The 19,245-nt window shown below is 38.2% G+C and carries 15 protein-coding genes; 1 reads left to right on the plus strand and 14 read right to left on the minus strand.

Annotated features, from left to right (window positions below):
* Positions 1 to 41 precede the first annotated feature (41 nt).
* The 6 genes from pnpS to CEF19_RS05130 form a co-directional block, all read right to left on the minus strand.
* A complete protein-coding gene (gene pnpS / locus CEF19_RS05105) occupies positions 42 to 1,811 on the minus strand; it encodes a two-component system histidine kinase PnpS (RefSeq protein ID WP_100405084.1) in 1,770 nt (589 codons plus the stop codon).
* Positions 1,804 to 2,529: a response regulator transcription factor gene (locus CEF19_RS05110; protein WP_100405085.1), complete on the minus strand. Its 726-nt coding sequence runs from the start codon at positions 2,527 to 2,529 to the stop codon at positions 1,804 to 1,806. Before CEF19_RS05110 ends, pnpS begins: the two co-directional genes overlap by 8 nt.
* Before the next feature lie 176 nt (positions 2,530 to 2,705).
* Complete coding sequence (mdh, locus tag CEF19_RS05115) at positions 2,706 to 3,650, minus strand: malate dehydrogenase (protein WP_100405086.1); 945 nt, start codon at positions 3,648 to 3,650, stop codon at positions 2,706 to 2,708.
* 47 nt (positions 3,651 to 3,697) lie between these two features.
* Positions 3,698 to 4,966 (minus strand): NADP-dependent isocitrate dehydrogenase, encoded by a 1,269-nt coding sequence (gene icd, locus CEF19_RS05120; protein WP_100405087.1) that lies wholly within the window; start codon positions 4,964 to 4,966, stop codon positions 3,698 to 3,700.
* Positions 4,967 to 5,015: 49 nt separating this feature from the next.
* A complete protein-coding gene (citZ, locus tag CEF19_RS05125) occupies positions 5,016 to 6,131 on the minus strand; it encodes a citrate synthase (protein ID WP_100405088.1) in 1,116 nt (371 codons plus the stop codon).
* Between the two features lie 210 nt (positions 6,132 to 6,341).
* On the minus strand, positions 6,342 to 6,815 hold the full coding sequence (locus tag CEF19_RS05130; RefSeq protein ID WP_100405089.1) for a DUF441 domain-containing protein: 474 nt from the start codon (positions 6,813 to 6,815) through the stop codon (positions 6,342 to 6,344).
* Between the two features lie 358 nt (positions 6,816 to 7,173).
* Between CEF19_RS05130 and ytvI the strand changes: the two genes are divergently transcribed.
* Entirely contained in the window at positions 7,174 to 8,286 is a 1,113-nt protein-coding gene (gene ytvI / locus CEF19_RS05135) for a sporulation integral membrane protein YtvI (protein WP_100405090.1), read from the plus strand.
* 18 nt (positions 8,287 to 8,304) lie between these two features.
* Here ytvI and CEF19_RS05140 read toward each other — a convergent pair whose 3' ends face one another.
* From CEF19_RS05140 to dnaE, 8 genes are all read right to left on the minus strand, one after another.
* Positions 8,305 to 8,700: an FxsA family protein gene (locus CEF19_RS05140; protein WP_100405091.1), complete on the minus strand. Its 396-nt coding sequence runs from the start codon at positions 8,698 to 8,700 to the stop codon at positions 8,305 to 8,307.
* A gap of 139 nt (positions 8,701 to 8,839) precedes the next feature.
* On the minus strand, positions 8,840 to 10,594 hold the full coding sequence (gene pyk, locus CEF19_RS05145) for a pyruvate kinase (RefSeq protein ID WP_100405092.1): 1,755 nt from the start codon (positions 10,592 to 10,594) through the stop codon (positions 8,840 to 8,842).
* A gap of 46 nt (positions 10,595 to 10,640) precedes the next feature.
* Positions 10,641 to 11,600, minus strand: a complete 960-nt coding sequence (gene pfkA / locus CEF19_RS05150) for a 6-phosphofructokinase (protein ID WP_100405093.1) — start codon at positions 11,598 to 11,600, stop codon at positions 10,641 to 10,643.
* Positions 11,601 to 11,803: 203 nt separating this feature from the next.
* Entirely contained in the window at positions 11,804 to 12,781 is a 978-nt protein-coding gene (gene accA, locus CEF19_RS05155; RefSeq protein ID WP_100405094.1) for an acetyl-CoA carboxylase carboxyl transferase subunit alpha, read from the minus strand.
* Positions 12,782 to 12,797: 16 nt separating this feature from the next.
* On the minus strand, positions 12,798 to 13,646 hold the full coding sequence (gene accD / locus CEF19_RS05160) for an acetyl-CoA carboxylase, carboxyltransferase subunit beta (protein WP_100405095.1): 849 nt from the start codon (positions 13,644 to 13,646) through the stop codon (positions 12,798 to 12,800).
* Positions 13,647 to 13,734: 88 nt separating this feature from the next.
* Positions 13,735 to 14,394, minus strand: a complete 660-nt coding sequence (locus tag CEF19_RS05165) for a FadR/GntR family transcriptional regulator (protein ID WP_100405096.1) — start codon at positions 14,392 to 14,394, stop codon at positions 13,735 to 13,737.
* Between the two features lie 12 nt (positions 14,395 to 14,406).
* A complete protein-coding gene (locus tag CEF19_RS05170; RefSeq protein WP_100405097.1) occupies positions 14,407 to 15,645 on the minus strand; it encodes an NADP-dependent malic enzyme in 1,239 nt (412 codons plus the stop codon).
* A 149-nt stretch (positions 15,646 to 15,794) separates the two neighbouring features.
* Entirely contained in the window at positions 15,795 to 19,154 is a 3,360-nt protein-coding gene (dnaE, locus tag CEF19_RS05175) for a DNA polymerase III subunit alpha (protein WP_100405098.1), read from the minus strand.
* Positions 19,155 to 19,245: the final 91 nt, after the last annotated feature.

Genomic DNA, 19,245 nt, shown 5'->3' on the forward strand with positions numbered 1-19,245 from the left:
AAGTTCGCCTTTTTGAACACGAAATTTCGTTTAATGTGACTTTACTCTTCATCGAATTCACGTTTAAATAATATCGTAAAAGTTGTGCCTTTCCCAACTTCACTTTCAACGTGTATTTTACCATGATGCGCTTCTATTAGATGCTTTACAATCGCTAAGCCAAGCCCAGTACCACCAGAATTTCTGCTTCTCGCACGATCTACTCGGTAAAAACGCTCAAAAATACGTGGAAGTTCATTTTCACTTATGCCTATACCGGTATCGCTTACCTCCATTTTTATCCATTGCTTATACTCCTTTAGGTGGACTTCGATAATCCCACCAGTTGGGGTATAGGTAATACCGTTATTAATAAGGTTAATAATTATTTGTTTGATTCGTTCAGGGTCCCCTGACATTTCAAGATTGCCTTCCATCTTCAAATCAAGTTCAATGCTTTTCTTACTAGATTTTTCTTCAAGTATCGTGAACACTTCTTCGACGATATGAGCTAAATTTGTTTGCTGCCAATTAAGTTTAAAATAGTGCTGTTCAATCTTGGAAAGTTCCAATAAATCATTAATGAGCCCTTGAAGACGCTCACTTTCCTTCCAAATGATTTCAAGAAACTTTTCTCGTAGCTCTGGTTCTTCCATAGCACCATCTAGAAGCGTTTCTGAAAATCCTTTAATCGACGTGACAGGCGTCTTCAGTTCATGAGATACATTCGCCACAAAGTCTTTACGAACTTGCTCTAACTTCTTTAACTCTGTAATGTCATGAAAAACTAAAGCAATTCCATTTAATATGCCTAAATTACTCATAACAGGAGCTCCGTACACATCAAAGTGGCGAATTGTGAGATGGACAGGGAAGCTGATTTGTTTCCGATGTCGTTCCTCGGTTATTAAAATCGTTTGAACTATTTTAATAATCTCCTTATGCTTAATCACATCATGATATAGCTGATTTAACCATAAGTCAGTATTCTCCTGGAAAATATCTTGACAAGTTCGGTTAATAAGCGTGATGTCACCACGAGTGTTAATTAATATAAGGCCACTTCCCATATTTTCAATTAATGTTTCCATACGCTCTTGCTGGACTTGATGTCTCGTAGTTATTTGCTCAAGATTATAAGCTAGGACATTTATCGATTTCGTCATCTGACCAACTTCATCTTGTCTACCTTCTGAAGCTCTTGCTTTAAAATTACCTTCTGCTAGCTCATTTGCTACAGACGTCACATTCTCAATAGGCCGAATCATTTGATTGGCAACACGATAAGTTACTATGGCAATAATAATAAAACCAATGATAAAACTGGCTGCTATAATTTCCCAAATCTTTTCCTTCATACGATCTAATGTTGTTGTAGGTAATCCCAATCGTACAAACCCGGTAACTGTATCATCCTGAACCATCGCCTTAGCATAATAAAGCATTTCTGCTTCGACTGTGCTGCTAAAACGAGTTGATTTGCCATGTAAACCTGAAAGTGCCTTTCTGACCTCAGGACGGTTTAAGTGGTTGTCCATAGTGGAAGGATCTTTGGAAGACTCTCCGATAACCGTACCATCTGCTAGTATTACTGTGACACGGGCAGAAAGTTTTTCACTAATTTCCTTTGTATACTCTTGAACAGAAGATTCATTAAAATCTTGATTGAGAATTGTAAACGCAACTAAATCTGCTTCCTTTTCTAACCTATCTGTGAAATTATTTAGATAAAAGTCCTCATAAAGCTGTCCAATTACTAACCCTAAGCTTGTCATAACCGCCATCGTAATAATTAAAACGGCAATAACAAACCGAAATCGCAACTTAAACATTCAATTGAGGCTCCTCTAATTTATAGCCTAAACCTCTTATCGTTTTTATATAAACTGGTTTTTTAGTATTCGGCTCAATCTTTTCTCGTAAATGACTAATATGCACATCTACAATTCTCGTATCGCCAACAAACTCATAATTCCAAACCGCATTAAGGAGTTGGTCTCTTGTTAAGACTCGCCCTTTATTATTAGCTAAATATAAAAATAGTTCAAATTCCTTTGGTGTTAATTCTAATGCCTTTTTACGGTAATATACTTCATAATTCTCTGGGTAAATTTCAACCTCACCAAATTTAATGAGCTGTGCAAATTCTTCGGCTTCTTCTTGTACAGACACAACGTTTTGTTGCCCACTTCTACGAAGGATCGCTCGAACTCTTGCTACCACTTCCCGCGGGCTAAACGGCTTGGTCATATAGTCATCGGCACCTAATTCTAACCCGAGTACTTTATCAAATTCATCATCTTTAGCCGTTAACATTAATATTGGAGTTAAAATTTTACTTTGGCGAAGCTGTTTACACACATCCAATCCATCAATTTCAGGTAGCATTAAATCAAGTACAATTAAATCAAAGGATTGAGTCCTTGCAAGCTCTAGACCTGCCTTTCCATCCATGGCTGTGACAACTTCATAGCCTGATTTCTCAAGATTAAACTGTAAAAGCGTTACGATTGATTGTTCATCGTCTACAACTAATAATCGCTGTGACATCATTCATCCTCCACTCTCTATGTATAGAGACGATATTAAACGGTCCAACAATTCCCTTTGTCAAATGTGAATATATTCTCTTTATCTTAATCTAGTATAACAAACTTCTTGTAAAAATTTACTCTTTTTTCATATGTAAAAAGCCCTCGCAATGAGGGCTTTTCTTAAATAATGTATTATTGTGCTGGAAGAGCAGCCATTACCGCACGAACAGAGTCAACAGATTTGGCTAATTGTGCCTTTTCCTCATCTGTTAAGTCAAGTTCGATAATCTTTTCAATTCCGTCTCCACCAAGGATTGTAGGTACCCCAAGGTAAAGATTATCATAACCATACTCGCCTTCTAGTAAAGCAATTGTAGGAATAACACGTTTCTTATCCTTAATAATTGCTTCAACCATTTGAGCAAGCGATGCGGCAGGTGCATAGTAAGCACTCCCGTTTCCAAGAAGACCAACAATTTCTCCGCCACCCTTACGAGTACGTTCCACAATCTCTTCGATGCGTTCAGCCGGAATTAACTTTTCTAACGGTACGCCTCCTGCAGCTGAGTAGCGAATTAACGGAACCATGTCATCTCCGTGACCACCAAGAACAAAACCAGTAATATCCTCTACTGAAAGGTTCAATTCTTGAGCGACAAACGTTCGGAAACGAGCTGTGTCAAGAACACCTGATTGTCCGATTACACGGTTTTTAGGAAATCCAGATTCCTTATAAACAGTGTAAGTCATTGCATCAGCAGGGTTTGTTAATACGATAATGTAGCAGTCCGGTGAATGCTTGACCACTTCTTTTGTTACAGCCTTCATAATCCCTGCATTCGTATTAACAAGATCATCGCGACTCATTCCAGGCTTACGAGCAATACCAGCAGTAATAACGACCACATCAGAACCGGCTGTATCTTCATAACTAGATGTACCGATGATGTTTGAATCGATTCCTTGTACTGGTGTTGATTCAAGCATATCAAGTGCCTTTCCTTTTGTTGGGCCTTCCATTTGAGGAATGTCAACTAGGACGACATCACCAAGTTCCTTTTGTGCCACCATAAGAGCTGTTGTTGCACCAGTAAAGCCACCGCCGATAACTGAAATCTTTCTGCGCTTAATTGCCATGGTTTTTTCACTCTCCCAGCTTAATATTATGGTTGTACTCCGTTAACTTAAAGGTTTTTGATAAGTTCTTCAGCAAAACCTGAGCAAGAAACTTCTGTTGCACCATCCATTAGACGTGCGAAGTCATATGTTACAACCTTGCTTGCAATTGTTCTGTCCATAGAAGCCATAATTAAATCAGCCGCTTCGTTCCAGCCAAGATGACGAAGCATTAACTCGCCTGAAAGAAGAACAGAAGATGGATTTACTTTATCAAGACCTGCATATTTTGGAGCTGTACCATGAGTTGCTTCAAAAATTGCATGACCAGAATCATAGTTAATATTTGCTCCAGGAGCAATACCTATTCCACCAACTTGTGCTGCTAACGCATCAGAGATATAGTCACCATTCAAATTCATTGTTGCTACAACGTCAAACTCTTTGGGACGCGTTAAGATTTGTTGTAAGAAAATATCAGCAATTGAATCTTTTACAATGATTTTACCAGCTGCTTCCGCATCAGCTTGAGCTTTGTCTGCATTTTCTTTGCCTTCATTTTCAACAATCTTGTCATATTGAGCCCAAGTGAAGACTTTATCTCCGAATTCACGTTCAGCTAATTCATAACCCCAAGTCTTAAATGAACCTTCTGTAAATTTCATGATGTTTCCTTTGTGAACAATCGTCACACTCTTACGGCCTTCATCTAAAGCATATTGAATCGCTGCACGAACCAGTCGGTCTGTTCCTTCCTGAGATACAGGCTTAATTCCAATACCACTAGTTTCAGGGAAACGAATCTTCGTTGCACCTAACTCATTTTGTAAGAAAGCAATTAGTTTTTTCGCTTCGTCTGAACCAGCTTGATATTCAATACCTGCATAAATATCTTCAGAGTTTTCTCGGAAGATTACCATATCTGTATCTTCTGGACGTTTAACTGGTGACGGTACTCCGTTGAAATAACGAACGGGGCGTAAGCAAACATAAAGGTCAAGCTCTTGACGTAATGCTACATTTAATGAACGAATTCCCCCACCGATTGGTGTAGTTAAAGGACCTTTGATTGCAATCATATATTTACGAACTGCATCAAGTGTTTCTTCAGGTAACCAACTACCAGTTTCTTTGAATGCCTTTTCCCCAGCCAAAATTTCTTTCCACACAATTTTCTTTTCACCATTGTATGCTTTTTCAACTGCTGCATCCATAACGCGTGAAGATGCTGCCCAGATATCAGGACCAATTCCATCTCCTTCGATATAAGGAACAATCGGGTTGTTTGGTACATCGAGAACACCATTATTTACTTTGATTACTTCACCATTTGACATTATAAAAAACCTCCTGAATTTTGTTCATCCTCTTACTTTTCAAAAAAGCTTAACGATTTTCAATAGAAACATATTTTTGTTTTTGCGGACCAATATAATCAGCACGCGGACGAATTAGTCTGTTATCACTATACTGCTCTAAAATGTGAGCTAACCAACCAGACGTACGGCTAATCGCAAAAATCGGTGTGAATAAATCATGCTTAATTCCAAGGCTATGATAAACACTCGCAGAATAAAAATCAACGTTTGGTAACAATCCCTTTTCACTAGTAACCATATCATTAATTTTAGATGACATGTCATACCACTTTGTTTCACCTGTAATTTCAGTTAAGCGTTTTGACATTTCTTTAAGATGCTTGGCTCGTGGGTCGCCATTTTTATAGACACGATGACCGAATCCCATAATCTTTTCCTTGTTGTCTAAAGCTTTACGAATATAAGGCTCTACATTTTCAACTTCACCAATCTCCGCTAACATTTTCATAACTGCTTCGTTCGCACCACCATGTAATGGCCCTTTTAAAGCACCGATTGCTGCTGTAATACCAGAATAGACATCAGACAATGTCGCCACACAAACACGAGCTGTAAACGTTGAAGCATTCAACTCATGGTCAGCATGAAGAACAAGTGCCTTATTAAATGCATTTACTGCAATTTCGTCCGGCTCTTCGCCGTTTAGCATATAAAGAAAGTTCGCTGCAAAACCCAAGTCTTTGCGAGGAGCAACAGGATCTTTCCCATCACGGATACGCGAAAACGCTGTCACGATTGTAGGAATTTGCGCTTGAAGTTTAAGTGCTTTAATATGATTTGCTTTTTCTTCCATAATATCTGCACTTTCATCAAATAATGCGAGACCTGAAATTGCGGTACGAAGGGCAGCCATTGGATGGACTTTTTCAATAGGATAAGACTTCATTTGCTCTATAATACCGCTTGGTATTTCAGCATACTGAGCCAAGTCTTCCGTTAATTGACGCAACTCATCCGCTTTCGGTAAGCGTCCGTTCCAAAGAAGATAAATAACCTCTTCAAAACTCGCATTATCCGCTAAATCATCAATATCATACCCTTGATATGTTAGGACACTTTCAATAATAGAACTTACACTAGATGTTGTTGCAACAATACCTTCTAGACCACGAGTTGTACTCACGTTTACCCTCTCCTTTTCCCTAAATATCTTTCCTATTCTCAAAAACCGTAAATGCTTACATTTCTATTAAAAATAGAAATGTTATAGCTATGTAGGAAGGAAGCATCACAAACTCCATTATAAACATTTTTTTAAAGTTTGTGAATGAATAATGTTCACAAAAATTTTATATTTGCGGGATTTAATCTGTTTATGCATATAAAAAGCCTATCAGCCACCTAGGTTTCCAAACATTTGGACAATCCTCATAGCTAAATAAGCGATTCCAGCTCCTATCATTGGTCCGACTGCTACACCATTAAAAAGAGCAACCGCTAGAATAGTTCCAAATACTAGCGCAGTTGTAATATGCGGATCATTCTTTAATAACTCAACCCCACTTGCTGCAATGATGGCAACAAAAATTCCTGAGCCCAGTGCTATCCATGCGTAGGAAGAGCGAACAGCTTCTCCTAGCTGCTTAAACCCAATCTCACCAGTCACAATAGGTGTTAAAACTGCTACCGTGATGATAGTTACGCCAATATGTATTCCCTTTTGCTGAATAAGTGGAAAGAGCTCATCACCCAAACCAATCCATTTAATAGCTAGTAATACGATGACAGCAACAAGAAGAGATTGATTTTTGGCGATAATCGCGACAACCAATAAAGTTAGCATAAATAACGTTGCTTGTGAAATCAAAGTTATTACCCAACCTTCCCCGTAGCACTCATAATAAGCATATCATAGATTATAAAAATCCGCCAAGATAGATGAACCCTTTAATCTTTGATTAAAACGATGAAAATCTATCATGAACGCTAGGTTTTGCACTTCAAAATATACCGTATCTAGACTATTTTCTTTACTATTTAAAATTATTCCCATTTACACTTAAGATATCCTTATATTTCGAGAGATTATTTAACATACAAATTTATGAATACTACTTAAATACTTTAATAATCTCCCTTTATATTTTTTGTTTTTAGTGTTTCAACATGTTTGTCCTGACTCATTCATATACTGTATTCAACTTATTTTAGAAAGGAGCAAGGAGATGCCTTTCTCTCTGCAACCGTTCTATCGTTTTTTGCTAGTCATTGGATGTATCTTACTGGTTATTGGATTGATATTTTTTTTGTTTTCACTTGCTTATCCTTTTCTTATTGGATTTGTCCTAGCATTTCTTATTAATCCCATCGTCTCATTTCAAGAGCGTTATTTTCGTTTTAATCGGGGATTTGCAGTTCTTATATGCTTATTTCTGTTGCTCATTCTTGTTAGTGGTTTTATGACGTTTTTAATTGCTGAAATTATTGCAGGAAGCGCTTATCTAGCTTCTGCGATTCCCATCCATCTAATCACAATGAAAGAAAGTACGGAGCATCTGTTTTTTACAAGGGTTTTTCCTTTTGTTGAGCAGCTAATGGCTCTTTTTGCCACTTTAGACGAGTCACAGCAAGATACTGTACTTTCTACTGTTAAAAGTTTTACAAATCAATTCACTGGAACGGTCAGTCAAACCATTCAATCTATTTTACATGGATTATCTCACTTTCTACTTTCACTACCAAATTTAGCAACTGTCTTCGTTTTCTCTTTGCTCTCTACTTTTTTTATTAGCAAAGATTGGAATACATTAACTGCATTATTTCGAAAACTGCTTCCTACTTCCGTAGCAACACATATTCATACTGCTCTACTCGACATGAAACAAGCACTATTCGACTATATGAAGGGTCAGTTTCTCCTTATATCGATGACTTGCTTTATTGTGCTTGTTGGCTTCCTTTTTCTCGACATCAAGTACCCTATTACCACTGCACTTATCATTGCTATTGTTGATTTAATTCCTTATCTTGGCACAGGCTTTATCTTTATTCCTTGGATTATTTACAGTTTTATGAGCGCCCAAAATCATTTAGCAACAGGTATCGCCATTTTATACTGCATTGTCCTTATTCAGCGTCAATTGTTCGAACCACGCGTGCTTTCCGCTTCGCTCGGAATTGCTCCTCTCGCTATGCTCGTTGCTTTATTTGTTGGTTTTCAATTGTTTCAATTTGTTGGATTACTAATTGGACCAGCTGCACTAATCTTTCTTAGAACCATTTACCGTACGAAAGTACTGGAAGATATTTGGGCATATATTAAAAATCAAAAAAAATAACCACTCATTTATGAGCAGTTACCTTCTCGACATGATAATAAAGTTACCATTTCTAACCAACCGTTCAAAAAGCTTTAGTAAAAAGGCCTTTCCGATAGCTCTTGTTTTTGGAAAAAGCAGAAAGAAACCAATTGCATCGGTTATAAAACCTGGTGTTAGTAAAACAACACCACCTACTAATATGCAAATCCCATCTAAAAGGACACCACTTGGTATTTCTCCTTTGGTAGCCTGAAGTTGAGCTAGGCGTATTGCCTGCAAGCCTTCTTTTTTAGCTAACCAGGCACCTAATATGCCTGTTAATAAGATTATAGTGATTGTTGGCCATAAACCAATTAATTGACCAAACAAAAGCATCACAGCAATTTCTAAAGCGGGAACAATAATAATAAGTAAAAATAGTACTTTAAACATATTAATCTCCTCATTTTAAAGTTACAGTGAGCGCGACTATAAAAAGATATAAAGATATGAGCCTCTCTTCGCTCGGCTGTCGTCGCGCGGGCGCGACTATAAAAAAAGGGAGAAGGTGTATCCTTCTCCTTTTGGTCAATTATAATACACTTGCATGGCCTCTGTAAATATGACCACGGGTACTGTCTACGGTAATTTCATCTTCATCGGTAAATAATGTTAACGCACCCTCCACACCAACGATGACTGGCTTGCCAAGACTAATTCCTACAACAGCCGCATGGGAAGTCAATCCACCTTCTTCTGTAATAACAGCTCCAGCTCTTTCAAATGCTGGAATCATATCCTTATCCGTACTATAAGTAACAAGGATGGAACCTTCTTGAACCTTCTCATTTGCCTCATCTGCATTACGAGCAGTAACTACTTTACCAGAAGCAGAGCGACGACCTATTCCTTGTCCTTTAGCAACGACTTCGCCAATGACATGGACTTTTAATAGATTTGTCGTACCAGATTCATTAACAGGAACGCCTGCTGTAATAACAACTAAATCACCTTGCATGATGTTTCCTGATTTTACAGCTGAATCCACTGTTGCTTCAAGCATTTCGTCTGTTGTATTTCCTCTTTTGCCAAGTACGGGTACAACACCCCAAACAAGATTTAACTTTCTAAACGCATGTTCACTACTAGTGACAGCAACAATCGTCGATTTCGGACGATATTTTGAAACAATTCTAGCTGTATATCCACTTTCAGTTGCAGTTAAAATTGAAGCTGCATTCAAGTTAGATGCCGTATAAGCAACAGATTGTCCAATCGCACTTGTAATTGACATATTTGCTTCCTTTACCATTTTTCTAAGAATAGCTTCATAATTTAATGCTTCTTCCGTTCTAGTTGCGATATTATTCATCGTTTCAACAGCTTCAATTGGGTAATCCCCAGCTGCTGTTTCACCAGAAAGCATGATTGCATCGGTACCGTCAAAAATAGCGTTCGCAACGTCACTTGCTTCTGCACGAGTTGGTCGTGGATTGCGTTGCATTGAATCCAACATTTGAGTCGCTGTGATAACTGGCTTTGCAACAACATTACATTTTTTAATTAATTCTTTTTGAACTAGTGGTACTTCCTCAGCTGGAATCTCAACACCTAAATCACCACGAGCCACCATCAATCCGTCCGAAACCTCAAGGATTTCATCAATGTTGTCGACACCTTCTTGGTTTTCGATTTTTGGAATGATATCAATGTTTGTTGCATTATTTCGCTCCAATAGCTCACGAATTTCAAGAACATCAGACGCACGACGAACAAATGATGCCGCAATAAAATCAACACCTTGTTCAATCCCAAATTTAATATCAGCCGTATCTTTTTCTGTAATTCCAGGCAGATTGACGCTGACATTAGGAACATTTACACCTTTTTTATTTTTTAACGTGCCACTATTCAATACCTTTGTTACAATTTCGTCCGAATGCACTTCGGTAACTTCTAGTCCGATTAGTCCATCATCTAATAAAATTTTTGAACCCGGTTTAACGTCATTAATCAATCCAGGGTATGTAATTGAAATTTTCTTTTCATTTCCTACAACTTCAGTCATTGAAATAACAAGATCTTGTCCAGCCTTTAATTCTGCTACCCCATTCTCTAATGTTTGCGTGCGAATTTCGGGTCCCTTTGTATCAAGTAAGATAGCAACCGTTTTCCCTGTTCTTTCTGAAGCTATTCGAATATTTTTAATTCGATTACCATGCTCCTCGAAATCCCCATGTGAAAAGTTTAAACGACAAACATTCATTCCGGCTTCCATTAACTTTACTAGCATGTCTACACTTTCACTTACTGGACCAATCGTACAAACTATTTTTGTTTTACGCATAACTGCCTCCTAAATTCCCCTGTTTTTTTAAATCTGTTTTGAGTGTTTAAATTGAAAGTTCTTGTGAGAGTTTATACATATCAAAATCAATTGTATGCTTTCTAGAGAGCGCTTCATTAATATCATGATATACTAATTCATTTTTCTGAATTCCAACTGTTACGCCAGCTTTTCCTTCTAAAAGTAAATCTACCGCCTTCGCCCCTAACCGACTTGCAAGTACACGGTCAAACCCAGATGGCGATCCTCCACGCTGAACATGGCCAAGTACGGTTACACGTGTATCCATATTTGTCGCATCACTGATTTTCTTTCCGAAATCAAACCCATTATCTGCTCCTTCAGCAACGATAATAATACTGTGTTTCTTACCGCGTTCGACCCCTCGCTTTAGGCGGTTAACAATATGCTCCATATCGTAATCAGCTTCCGGAATAACAATCGTTTCAGCACCATCTGCTAATCCTGACCAAAGAGCTAAATCCCCTGCATGACGTCCCATTACTTCGACAATAACAGTGCGCTCGTGCGATGTTGCCGTATCACGAATTTTATCAATCGCATCAATGACTGTGTTTAGTGCTGTATCAAAACCAATCGTAAAATCAGTTCCTGGGATATCATTATCAATGGTTCCTGGAACGCCAATCGTTGGAAATCCATGTTCAGCTAGCTTTTGGGCACCACGGTAGGACCCGTCACCTCCAATGACAACCAGCCCTTCAATACCGAATTTTTTTAATTGCTCGATACCTTTTTGCTGACCTTCTAGGGTTTTAAATTCTTCGCAACGAGCAGTATAAAGGATTGTACCGCCACGATGAATAATATCACCCACCGATCCTAGCTCCATTTTTTTGATTTCGCCTTCAATTAGCCCTGCATATCCATAAGAAATACCATAAACCTCGATATCATGGTAAATTGCCTTTCTAACAACCGCTCGAATCGCGGCATTCATGCCTGGAGAATCTCCTCCGCTTGTTAAAACTCCAATTCTTTTCATTTGTTGGCCTCCTAAAAGCTACTATGTATATGTAAAAGCCTCGCTTAATTTTGTCACAAATTTGTTAAAAGTAAACGGACTTTTTAAATAATCCCTGTATTATTTTGCTCTCATTTTTTAAAAATACCACTTTAACCGTTTAAACACAATACAGTTACGATCAAAATAAAAGTGCTTTCTTTTTTTAAAGAAAGCACTTTCCCCTATAATAAGGCATTGGAATCGTTTACATACGTAAATTGTCCGATATTTTTAAATTTTTCATATCTTTTGTTAATGATCTGATCTTTAGGAAGTTTCCTAAGCTCATTTAGAGATAATTCAAGCACCTCATCTATCAATGCAGATTGGCCCTTAATATCGCGATGAGCACCACCTTTAATCTCACGGATAATCTCATCGATGACCCCTAACTCTTTTAAATCGGGTGCTGTAATCTTCATTGATTCGGCAGCCTTTTGAGCTAGAGAGGCATCTTTCCAAAGTAACGCGGCGGCTCCTTCCGGTGATATAACGGAATAGGTTGAGTTTTCTAGCATGTGAATATGATCCCCGACTCCTAAAGCAAGAGCCCCTCCACTTCCTCCTTCACCAATAACGATACAAATAATCGGTACTTCCAATCCAGCCATTTCCAGAAGGTTTCTAGCAATAGCTTCACTCTGTCCGCGTTCCTCTGCAGCTTTTCCAGGGTAAGCACCCTTTGTATCAATAAAGCAGATAACTGGACGATTAAACTTTTCAGCTTGTTTCATTAAGCGTAGCGCTTTACGATATCCTTCTGGGTGTGGCATCCCAAAATTACGATGGATATTTTCTTTAGTATCTTTTCCACGTTGATGCCCGATAACTGTGACAGGTATTCCTTTATACTTTGCAATTCCAGCGACGATCGCTGCATCATCCCCATAAAAACGATCCCCATGCATCTCAAGGAAGTCGGTAAACAAATGCTCGATATAATCGAGTGTCGTTGGACGCTCGCTATGACGAGCAATCTGCACACGCTCCCACGGTTGGAGGTTTCCGTAAATTTCCTTTTCAAGCTGTTGTAATCGTCTTTCTAACTTGTTAATTTCATCAGAAAGATCGATTTCTTTTTCTTCTGTAAACGACTTTAATTCAGTAATTTTGTTTCGGAGCTCGACAATCGGTTTCTCAAATCCTAAATCTGTTGCCATTGTTTACACACCTCCCTTATGACACATGATGAATGTCTAATATTGTTGATAATGTCTCTTTCATTTCTAAACGAGAAACGACACGATCAAGTTGTCCATGCTTCAGCAAAAATTCTGCCGTTTGAAAGTCTTCTGGCAAATCTTGACGAATAGTTTGCTCAATAATTCTTCGACCTGCAAAGCCGATTAATGCCTTTGGCTCAGCGAAATTATAGTCCCCAAGTGAAGCAAAACTAGCTGAAACCCCACCTGTTGTTGGGTGAGTCATAATTGAAATAAAGAGCCCTCTATTTTGACTGAGCTTTTGAAGAGCAGCACTCGTTTTGGCCATTTGCATTAAGCTTAATACACCCTCTTGCATTCGAGCTCCACCTGAAGCAGAAAATAGTATAAATGGAGCGTTTTGTTTAATAGCACCCTCAATGGCTCTAGTAATTTTTTCTCCAACTACAGACCCCATACTTCCCATTCGAAAACGAGCGTCCATTACTGCAATTATTACAGGGAAGCCGTTAATCGTCCCTTCTCCAGTGACAATTGCCTCATTCAGCTTTGTTTTTTTACGGTCTGCTTCTACCTTCTCTTCATATGTCGGAAAGTCTAATGGATTCTTACTAGTCATATTTTTATCAAATTCTACAAACGTACCACTGTCAAATAAACTATCTATTCTTTCATAGGCAGTCATTCGATGGTGGTGACCACATGAATCACACACAAGTAGGTTTTTCTTTAATTCCTTTGTGTACATAATTGTCCGACATGAAGGACATTTTGACATAAGACCTTCTGGAACTTCCTGTTTCGCTCGTTCTGAAGGAATTGTTGCATATCTTTTCTTTTTCACAAAAAAATCCTTAAGCATCTCTACACCTCACTAGCTTAAGTGTCTGTTTTATATACATATGAAAACAAAAAAATTTTAGTACAACCTATTTTAACCTAAATTAAAACTAAAATCGGCTATTTTCAAGATGTTTTTTCATAAACAGGACAGCTTTTTCTCGATCTCGTTGTTGAATCGCTTCAAAAATAACTTCATGTTCTTGGATAGAGAGCGCCGGGCGTCCCTCTCTCTCAAGTGATTCCTTTATAGCTACTTTATTATATTCAACAAGAGAAATCCATAAATTTAATAAAAGGCGATTTTGTGAAGCTTCAACAATTGTTTGATGGAACAAATAGTCTTCTTCAACTGGAATGTCGCCATGACTCCACTCATCTTTTGATTTTAAAATTAACGAATAAAGTTTTTCCAGTGTCTGACTAGTCATTCGTTCACATGCTAATCTAAGAGCCTCAAGTTCTATTATTCGTCTTGTTTCTGTCAAATCCTCCCGAGCCCCGGAATCTTTTAAAAGAAATGATAAAATAATGTTTACGAGCCGGTACGAACCAACAGGCTTTATATAGGTTCCTTCTCCACGCCTAGTTTCAATCAAATCTAGCAACTCTAACGCTCTTAAAGCTTCTCGAACAGAGGAGCGACCTACCTGAAGTCGGTCGCTTAGCTCTCGCTCTGATGGTAACTTATCTCCACTCGTCAATTTATCAGTTTGAATAATTTGGTTAAGTTCCTTAATTATTTCAAGATATCGTTTCGATTCGGACATTGTTACCTTAGCTCAGCTCCCCTCAATAACTGCAAGTCTGCGTGTTTTCTCCGCAATTATTTCTGGGTCAACCTTTCTCCGCGCAACACCTGTTTCCATCGCTGTTTTAGCAACTGCAGCAGCTACTGCAGGGGCTACACGGGGATCAAACGGTGCTGGAATAACATAATCTGCACTTAACTCAGATTCTTTAACTAGGTCTGCAATCGCATAAACAGCAGCCACTTTCATTTCTTCATTTATATTGGTTGCACGTATGTCAAGCGCTCCACGGAAAATTCCTGGGAATGCGAGAACATTATTTACTTGGTTCGGAAAATCAGAACGACCAGTACCAATTACTTTTGCTCCTGCAGCCTTTGCCACATCCGGCATAATCTCTGGAACTGGATTTGCCATTGCAAAAATAATTGGATCCGCATTCATATCCTCGATCATTTCTTTTGTTAAAGCACCTGCAACAGAGACCCCGATAAACACGTCGGAATCCTTAATCACCTCAGCAAGACTTCCTTCTTTCTTTTCACTATTGGTAAATTTTGCGACTTCATCCTTGACACTATTCATTCCATAGGTACGTCCATCGAAAATAGCACCTTTTGAATCGCACATGATAATATCTCTAACACCCATCCGCTTCATTAATTTAATAATAGCGATTCCGGCAGAGCCAGCCCCGTTTGCAACCACCTTGATATCAGAAAGCTTTTTGCCGGATAACTTTAATGCATTTATTAGTCCAGCCAATGTGACAATTGCTGTTCCATGTTGATCATCATGGAATACCGGAATATTCATTTCCTTTTTTAATCGTTCTTCAATTTCAAAACAACTTGGCGCAGCAATATCTTCTAAATTGATACCACCGAATGTCGGTTCTAAAAGCATGACGGTCTCAACAATTTTGTCCACGTCGGTTGTACGCAGGCAAATAGGGAATGCGTCAACTCCAGCAAATGATTTAAAAAGGACTGCCTTTCCTTCCATAACAGGTAATGATGCTTCCGGGCCTATATTCCCCAACCCAAGAACTGCAGTTCCATTACTAACAACAGCGACCATATTCCCTTTCATCGTGTACTCATAGACAGTCTCAATATCTTCAAAAATTTCTTTACATGGCTCTGCCACACCTGGTGAATACGCGAGACTTAAATCACGGGCATCTTTTACAGGAACTTTTGACTTCGATTCTAACTTTCCTTGATTGACTCGATGAATATGTAAGGCTTCCTCTCTAGTTGTTGACATCAGACACTCTCCTTTTAGTATGTTTAAATCAATTTTTCAAAAATTATCTTCACTGGTCTGACCACTAAAACCTCTATATTATAAAATACTATTGACCTTTCGCCAAGAGTTTCTACTTATTTTATTAATTTCATTAAGGACAAAACTTTTTATTTTCCTGTTTCTTTTAGAACAACATTATGGCTACCTAAAAGCTGTTTTAACAACACAATGACTGTTGAAAGATCGTTTGCATGGATTTTTTTATCTAAACGAATCGTTTGTTTTTTCCTCTCGTAGTAAAGAATAACTGGAATATCTCCATGACTTTCTGCTAGTATCTCTTTAATTTCCATTAAGACTTCTTCGTTTTCTAGTTCAGCCGTAATTCGTAAAAATAAGGTTTGCAATAGTTGGTTACCTTTTACTAGTTCCGAAATCAACAAAGCCTTTGAAATATTAAATTGAGTTCGTTCTCTTGACACTTCAAATTTACCTTTTATAAAGAGAATATCTCCTTTTTTAAAGCGTTCATGAACCATCCTCCAAACACCTGGAAAAATGACAGCCTCTGCTTGAGCAGTCTCGTCTCCTAACTGTACAAAAGCCATTGGTTCTCCTTTCTTTGTTTGAATGACTCGAATATCATGAATGAGCGCCGCAATGTTAACATTGCGATTTGTCTCCATTGCCTCGACAATTGTCAGTCGATGGTGCGAATGAAGTTCGGAAGTTATTCTCTCAACAGGATGACCAGAAAGATAGACCCCTAGTACCTCCTTTTCCAACTCAAGCTTTTCTTCGATGGTTAAATGCTCTACATCTTCATACTCTGGTGTCTGAACATCCAGTGTAAATAGACCATCCGTTTCTTCTTGAAAACTTTGGACTTTTTCAGAGAATTTCAACGCAGCATCTAACGAATAGAGCAATATCGCGCGGTCTTGTCCAAAGTCATCCATTGCCCCCGCCTTAATCATACTCTCTACCACACGTTTACTAACAAATCGTGAATCTGTTCTAATGCACAGATCATATAAATCTTGAAAAGGTTTTTCCTTCTGCACGTGGTTGAGGTGCTCAACCGTTTTCATTGCGACATGATCAATTGACAACAATCCAAAACGAATCGACTTACCTTCTAAAGAAAAAAGGGCTTTTCCTTTACGAAGAGAAGGGGGTGCCACTGTTATTTTCGCTTTTTTCAGCTCTATTACATATTGCGCCACCTTTTCTTTATTATTCCAAACGCTAGAAAGAAGAGCCGTATAAAAAGCTTCTTTATAATGAGTCTTTAAATAAGCTAGTTGGTAACTAATTAAACTATAGGCCACAGCATGGCTACGGTTAAATCCATAGTTAGCAAAACGTTCAATAAAAGAAAATATTTGTTTTGCTACACTTTCTTCGTACCCTTTCGCCAGCGCCCCTTTCACAAACGCGTCTTCTTGCTTTATCAGTGCTTCTTTATTCTTTTTACTAATTGCACGTCTAAGTAGGTCTGATTCAGCTAAAGTAAATCCTGCAAGCTTTGACACGATTTGCATGATCTGTTCTTGATAGACAATGACACCATATGTTTTCTTTAAAATTCCTTCCAAATCAGGATGAGGATAAACAAGCTCTGTTTCTCCATTCTTTCGTTGAATATAGGTTGAAATAAATTCCATAGGACCTGGACGAAAAAGGGCGTTAACCGCAACAATATCCTCAAACTCAGTTGGTTGTAATCGTCTAAGAACACTCCTCATTCCCTCTGACTCTAATTGAAAGACACCCGTCGTATCCCCTAAACTTAATAGCTTGTAAGTCTCTACATCCGTTAATGGAATTTCTTTTAAATCAATTTGTTTACCTTCCTGCATTTTAATGGCATCAACAATTCTTTCTAATAGAGTTAGGTTACGCAGACCAAGAAAATCAAATTTCAATAATCCAATCTGTTCTAGGACGTCCATTGGTGCTTGGGTAATCGGAATACCATGTTGCCCCTTTTGTAACGCCACCGTATGAACGAGAGGTCGAGAACTAATAATGACTCCAGCTGCATGGGTCGACACGTGACGAGGGAGTCCTTCAATTTTCTTTGCTAAGTCAAACAACTTCTTTGTTTCCGGATCGCTCAACATACTCTCTAGCTTTTGACTGTTTAACCGTGCCTTTTCTAATGTCATTCCTGGCGTTGAAGGTATTTCCTTTATGACTTGTTCAATGACATAGGTATCTAATTCAATTACTTTTCCGACATCTCGAATTGAGGCTCTAGCAGCCAATGTTCCAAATGTTAAGATTTGCGCAACATGTTCAATACCGTACCGTTGTTGAACATATGAAATAACTTCATCGCGTCGATGATCAGGAAAATCAATATCAATATCTGGTAGAGATATACGCTCACTGTTTAAAAAACGCTCAAATAATAAATCATAAGAAATTGGGTCAACATCAGTAATAAAAAGAACATAAGAAACTAATGCACCAGCTGCTGAACCTCGTCCTGGTCCGGTCAATATTTTCTGACGACGTGCATAATTCATGAAGTCCCAGACAATTAAAAAATAATCGCTATAACCTAAAACGGTTATAACCTCCAACTCATTTTCTAAGCGTCGATAAACTTCTTGACTGGCATTTTCGAACCGTTTCTTAACACCCTCTAAGCAAAGATTCCGAAGCTTGCATTCAGCTGTTTCTTCAGAAGGCAAAGGATATTTAGGTAATTTAACTTGTCCAAGCTCTAAGTGAAGCTCACATTGACTTGAGAGCTTCATTGTTTCTTGAAGAGCCTGTCTATACTTTTCAAAGCGTTGATGCAACTGATTTTGACTCAATAAATAATAGTTATGCTCATTTCCTTTATATTCTATAGTTCGAAGAGTTTCGCCTTTTTTTATCGCTTGAATAACGTTAAAGGTTTGAAAATCAGCTTCTTCTAAAAAGTAAACTGGATTGGAAACAATAGCCTTCAATTCTAGCTTATCGGCAAGTAAAACAAGTCTGTCATTTAAGATTTCTTCCTTTTCTCCTTGACCTTGGATGTCAATGTACCAGTTTTCTTTAGATTGATGCGGGATTGATTGGCGACACCATTCTACGGCCTCTTGATATAGCTCATGCTCTATAAAATATCGAAGTGGACCGTTTTGAAATGGAAGAATGACAAGACAGCCTTCTAGCCACGAGGAAAGGTTTTCAAGAGATTGCGACTTGTTTTTTTCGTCTAAACCCAGTTCTGTTGCAATTTTTAAAAGGTTCTGGTATCCCTTTAGATTTTTCGCGAGTAACCTCACTGTTGCTTGTGGGTATGATTGAATGTTTGATTCAATGGTTACCTCTAATCCAATAATTGGCTTTAACCCATGCTTTTTACAAGCACGATAAAAAGGAATGGCTCCATACATTACATTTTTATCTGTTAAAGCTAAAGTATTAAACCCTAACTCTTTCGCTCGAATAACGAGAGCTTCGATTCGATTTGTAGATGATAGAAGACTATATTCGCTATAAACATGAGTATGTATGAGTTCCATTATAGTCTCTCCCTCTCCTCTTCTTTGCTCTATTATAATACGATCTAGCCCACAAGAAAAATCACAGAGCCCAACTGTTACGATTAGGCAT

Source organism: Bacillus solitudinis (assembly GCF_002797395.1).
Taxonomy (GTDB): Bacteria; Bacillota; Bacilli; order Bacillales; family Bacillaceae_D; genus Halalkalibacter_A; species Halalkalibacter_A solitudinis.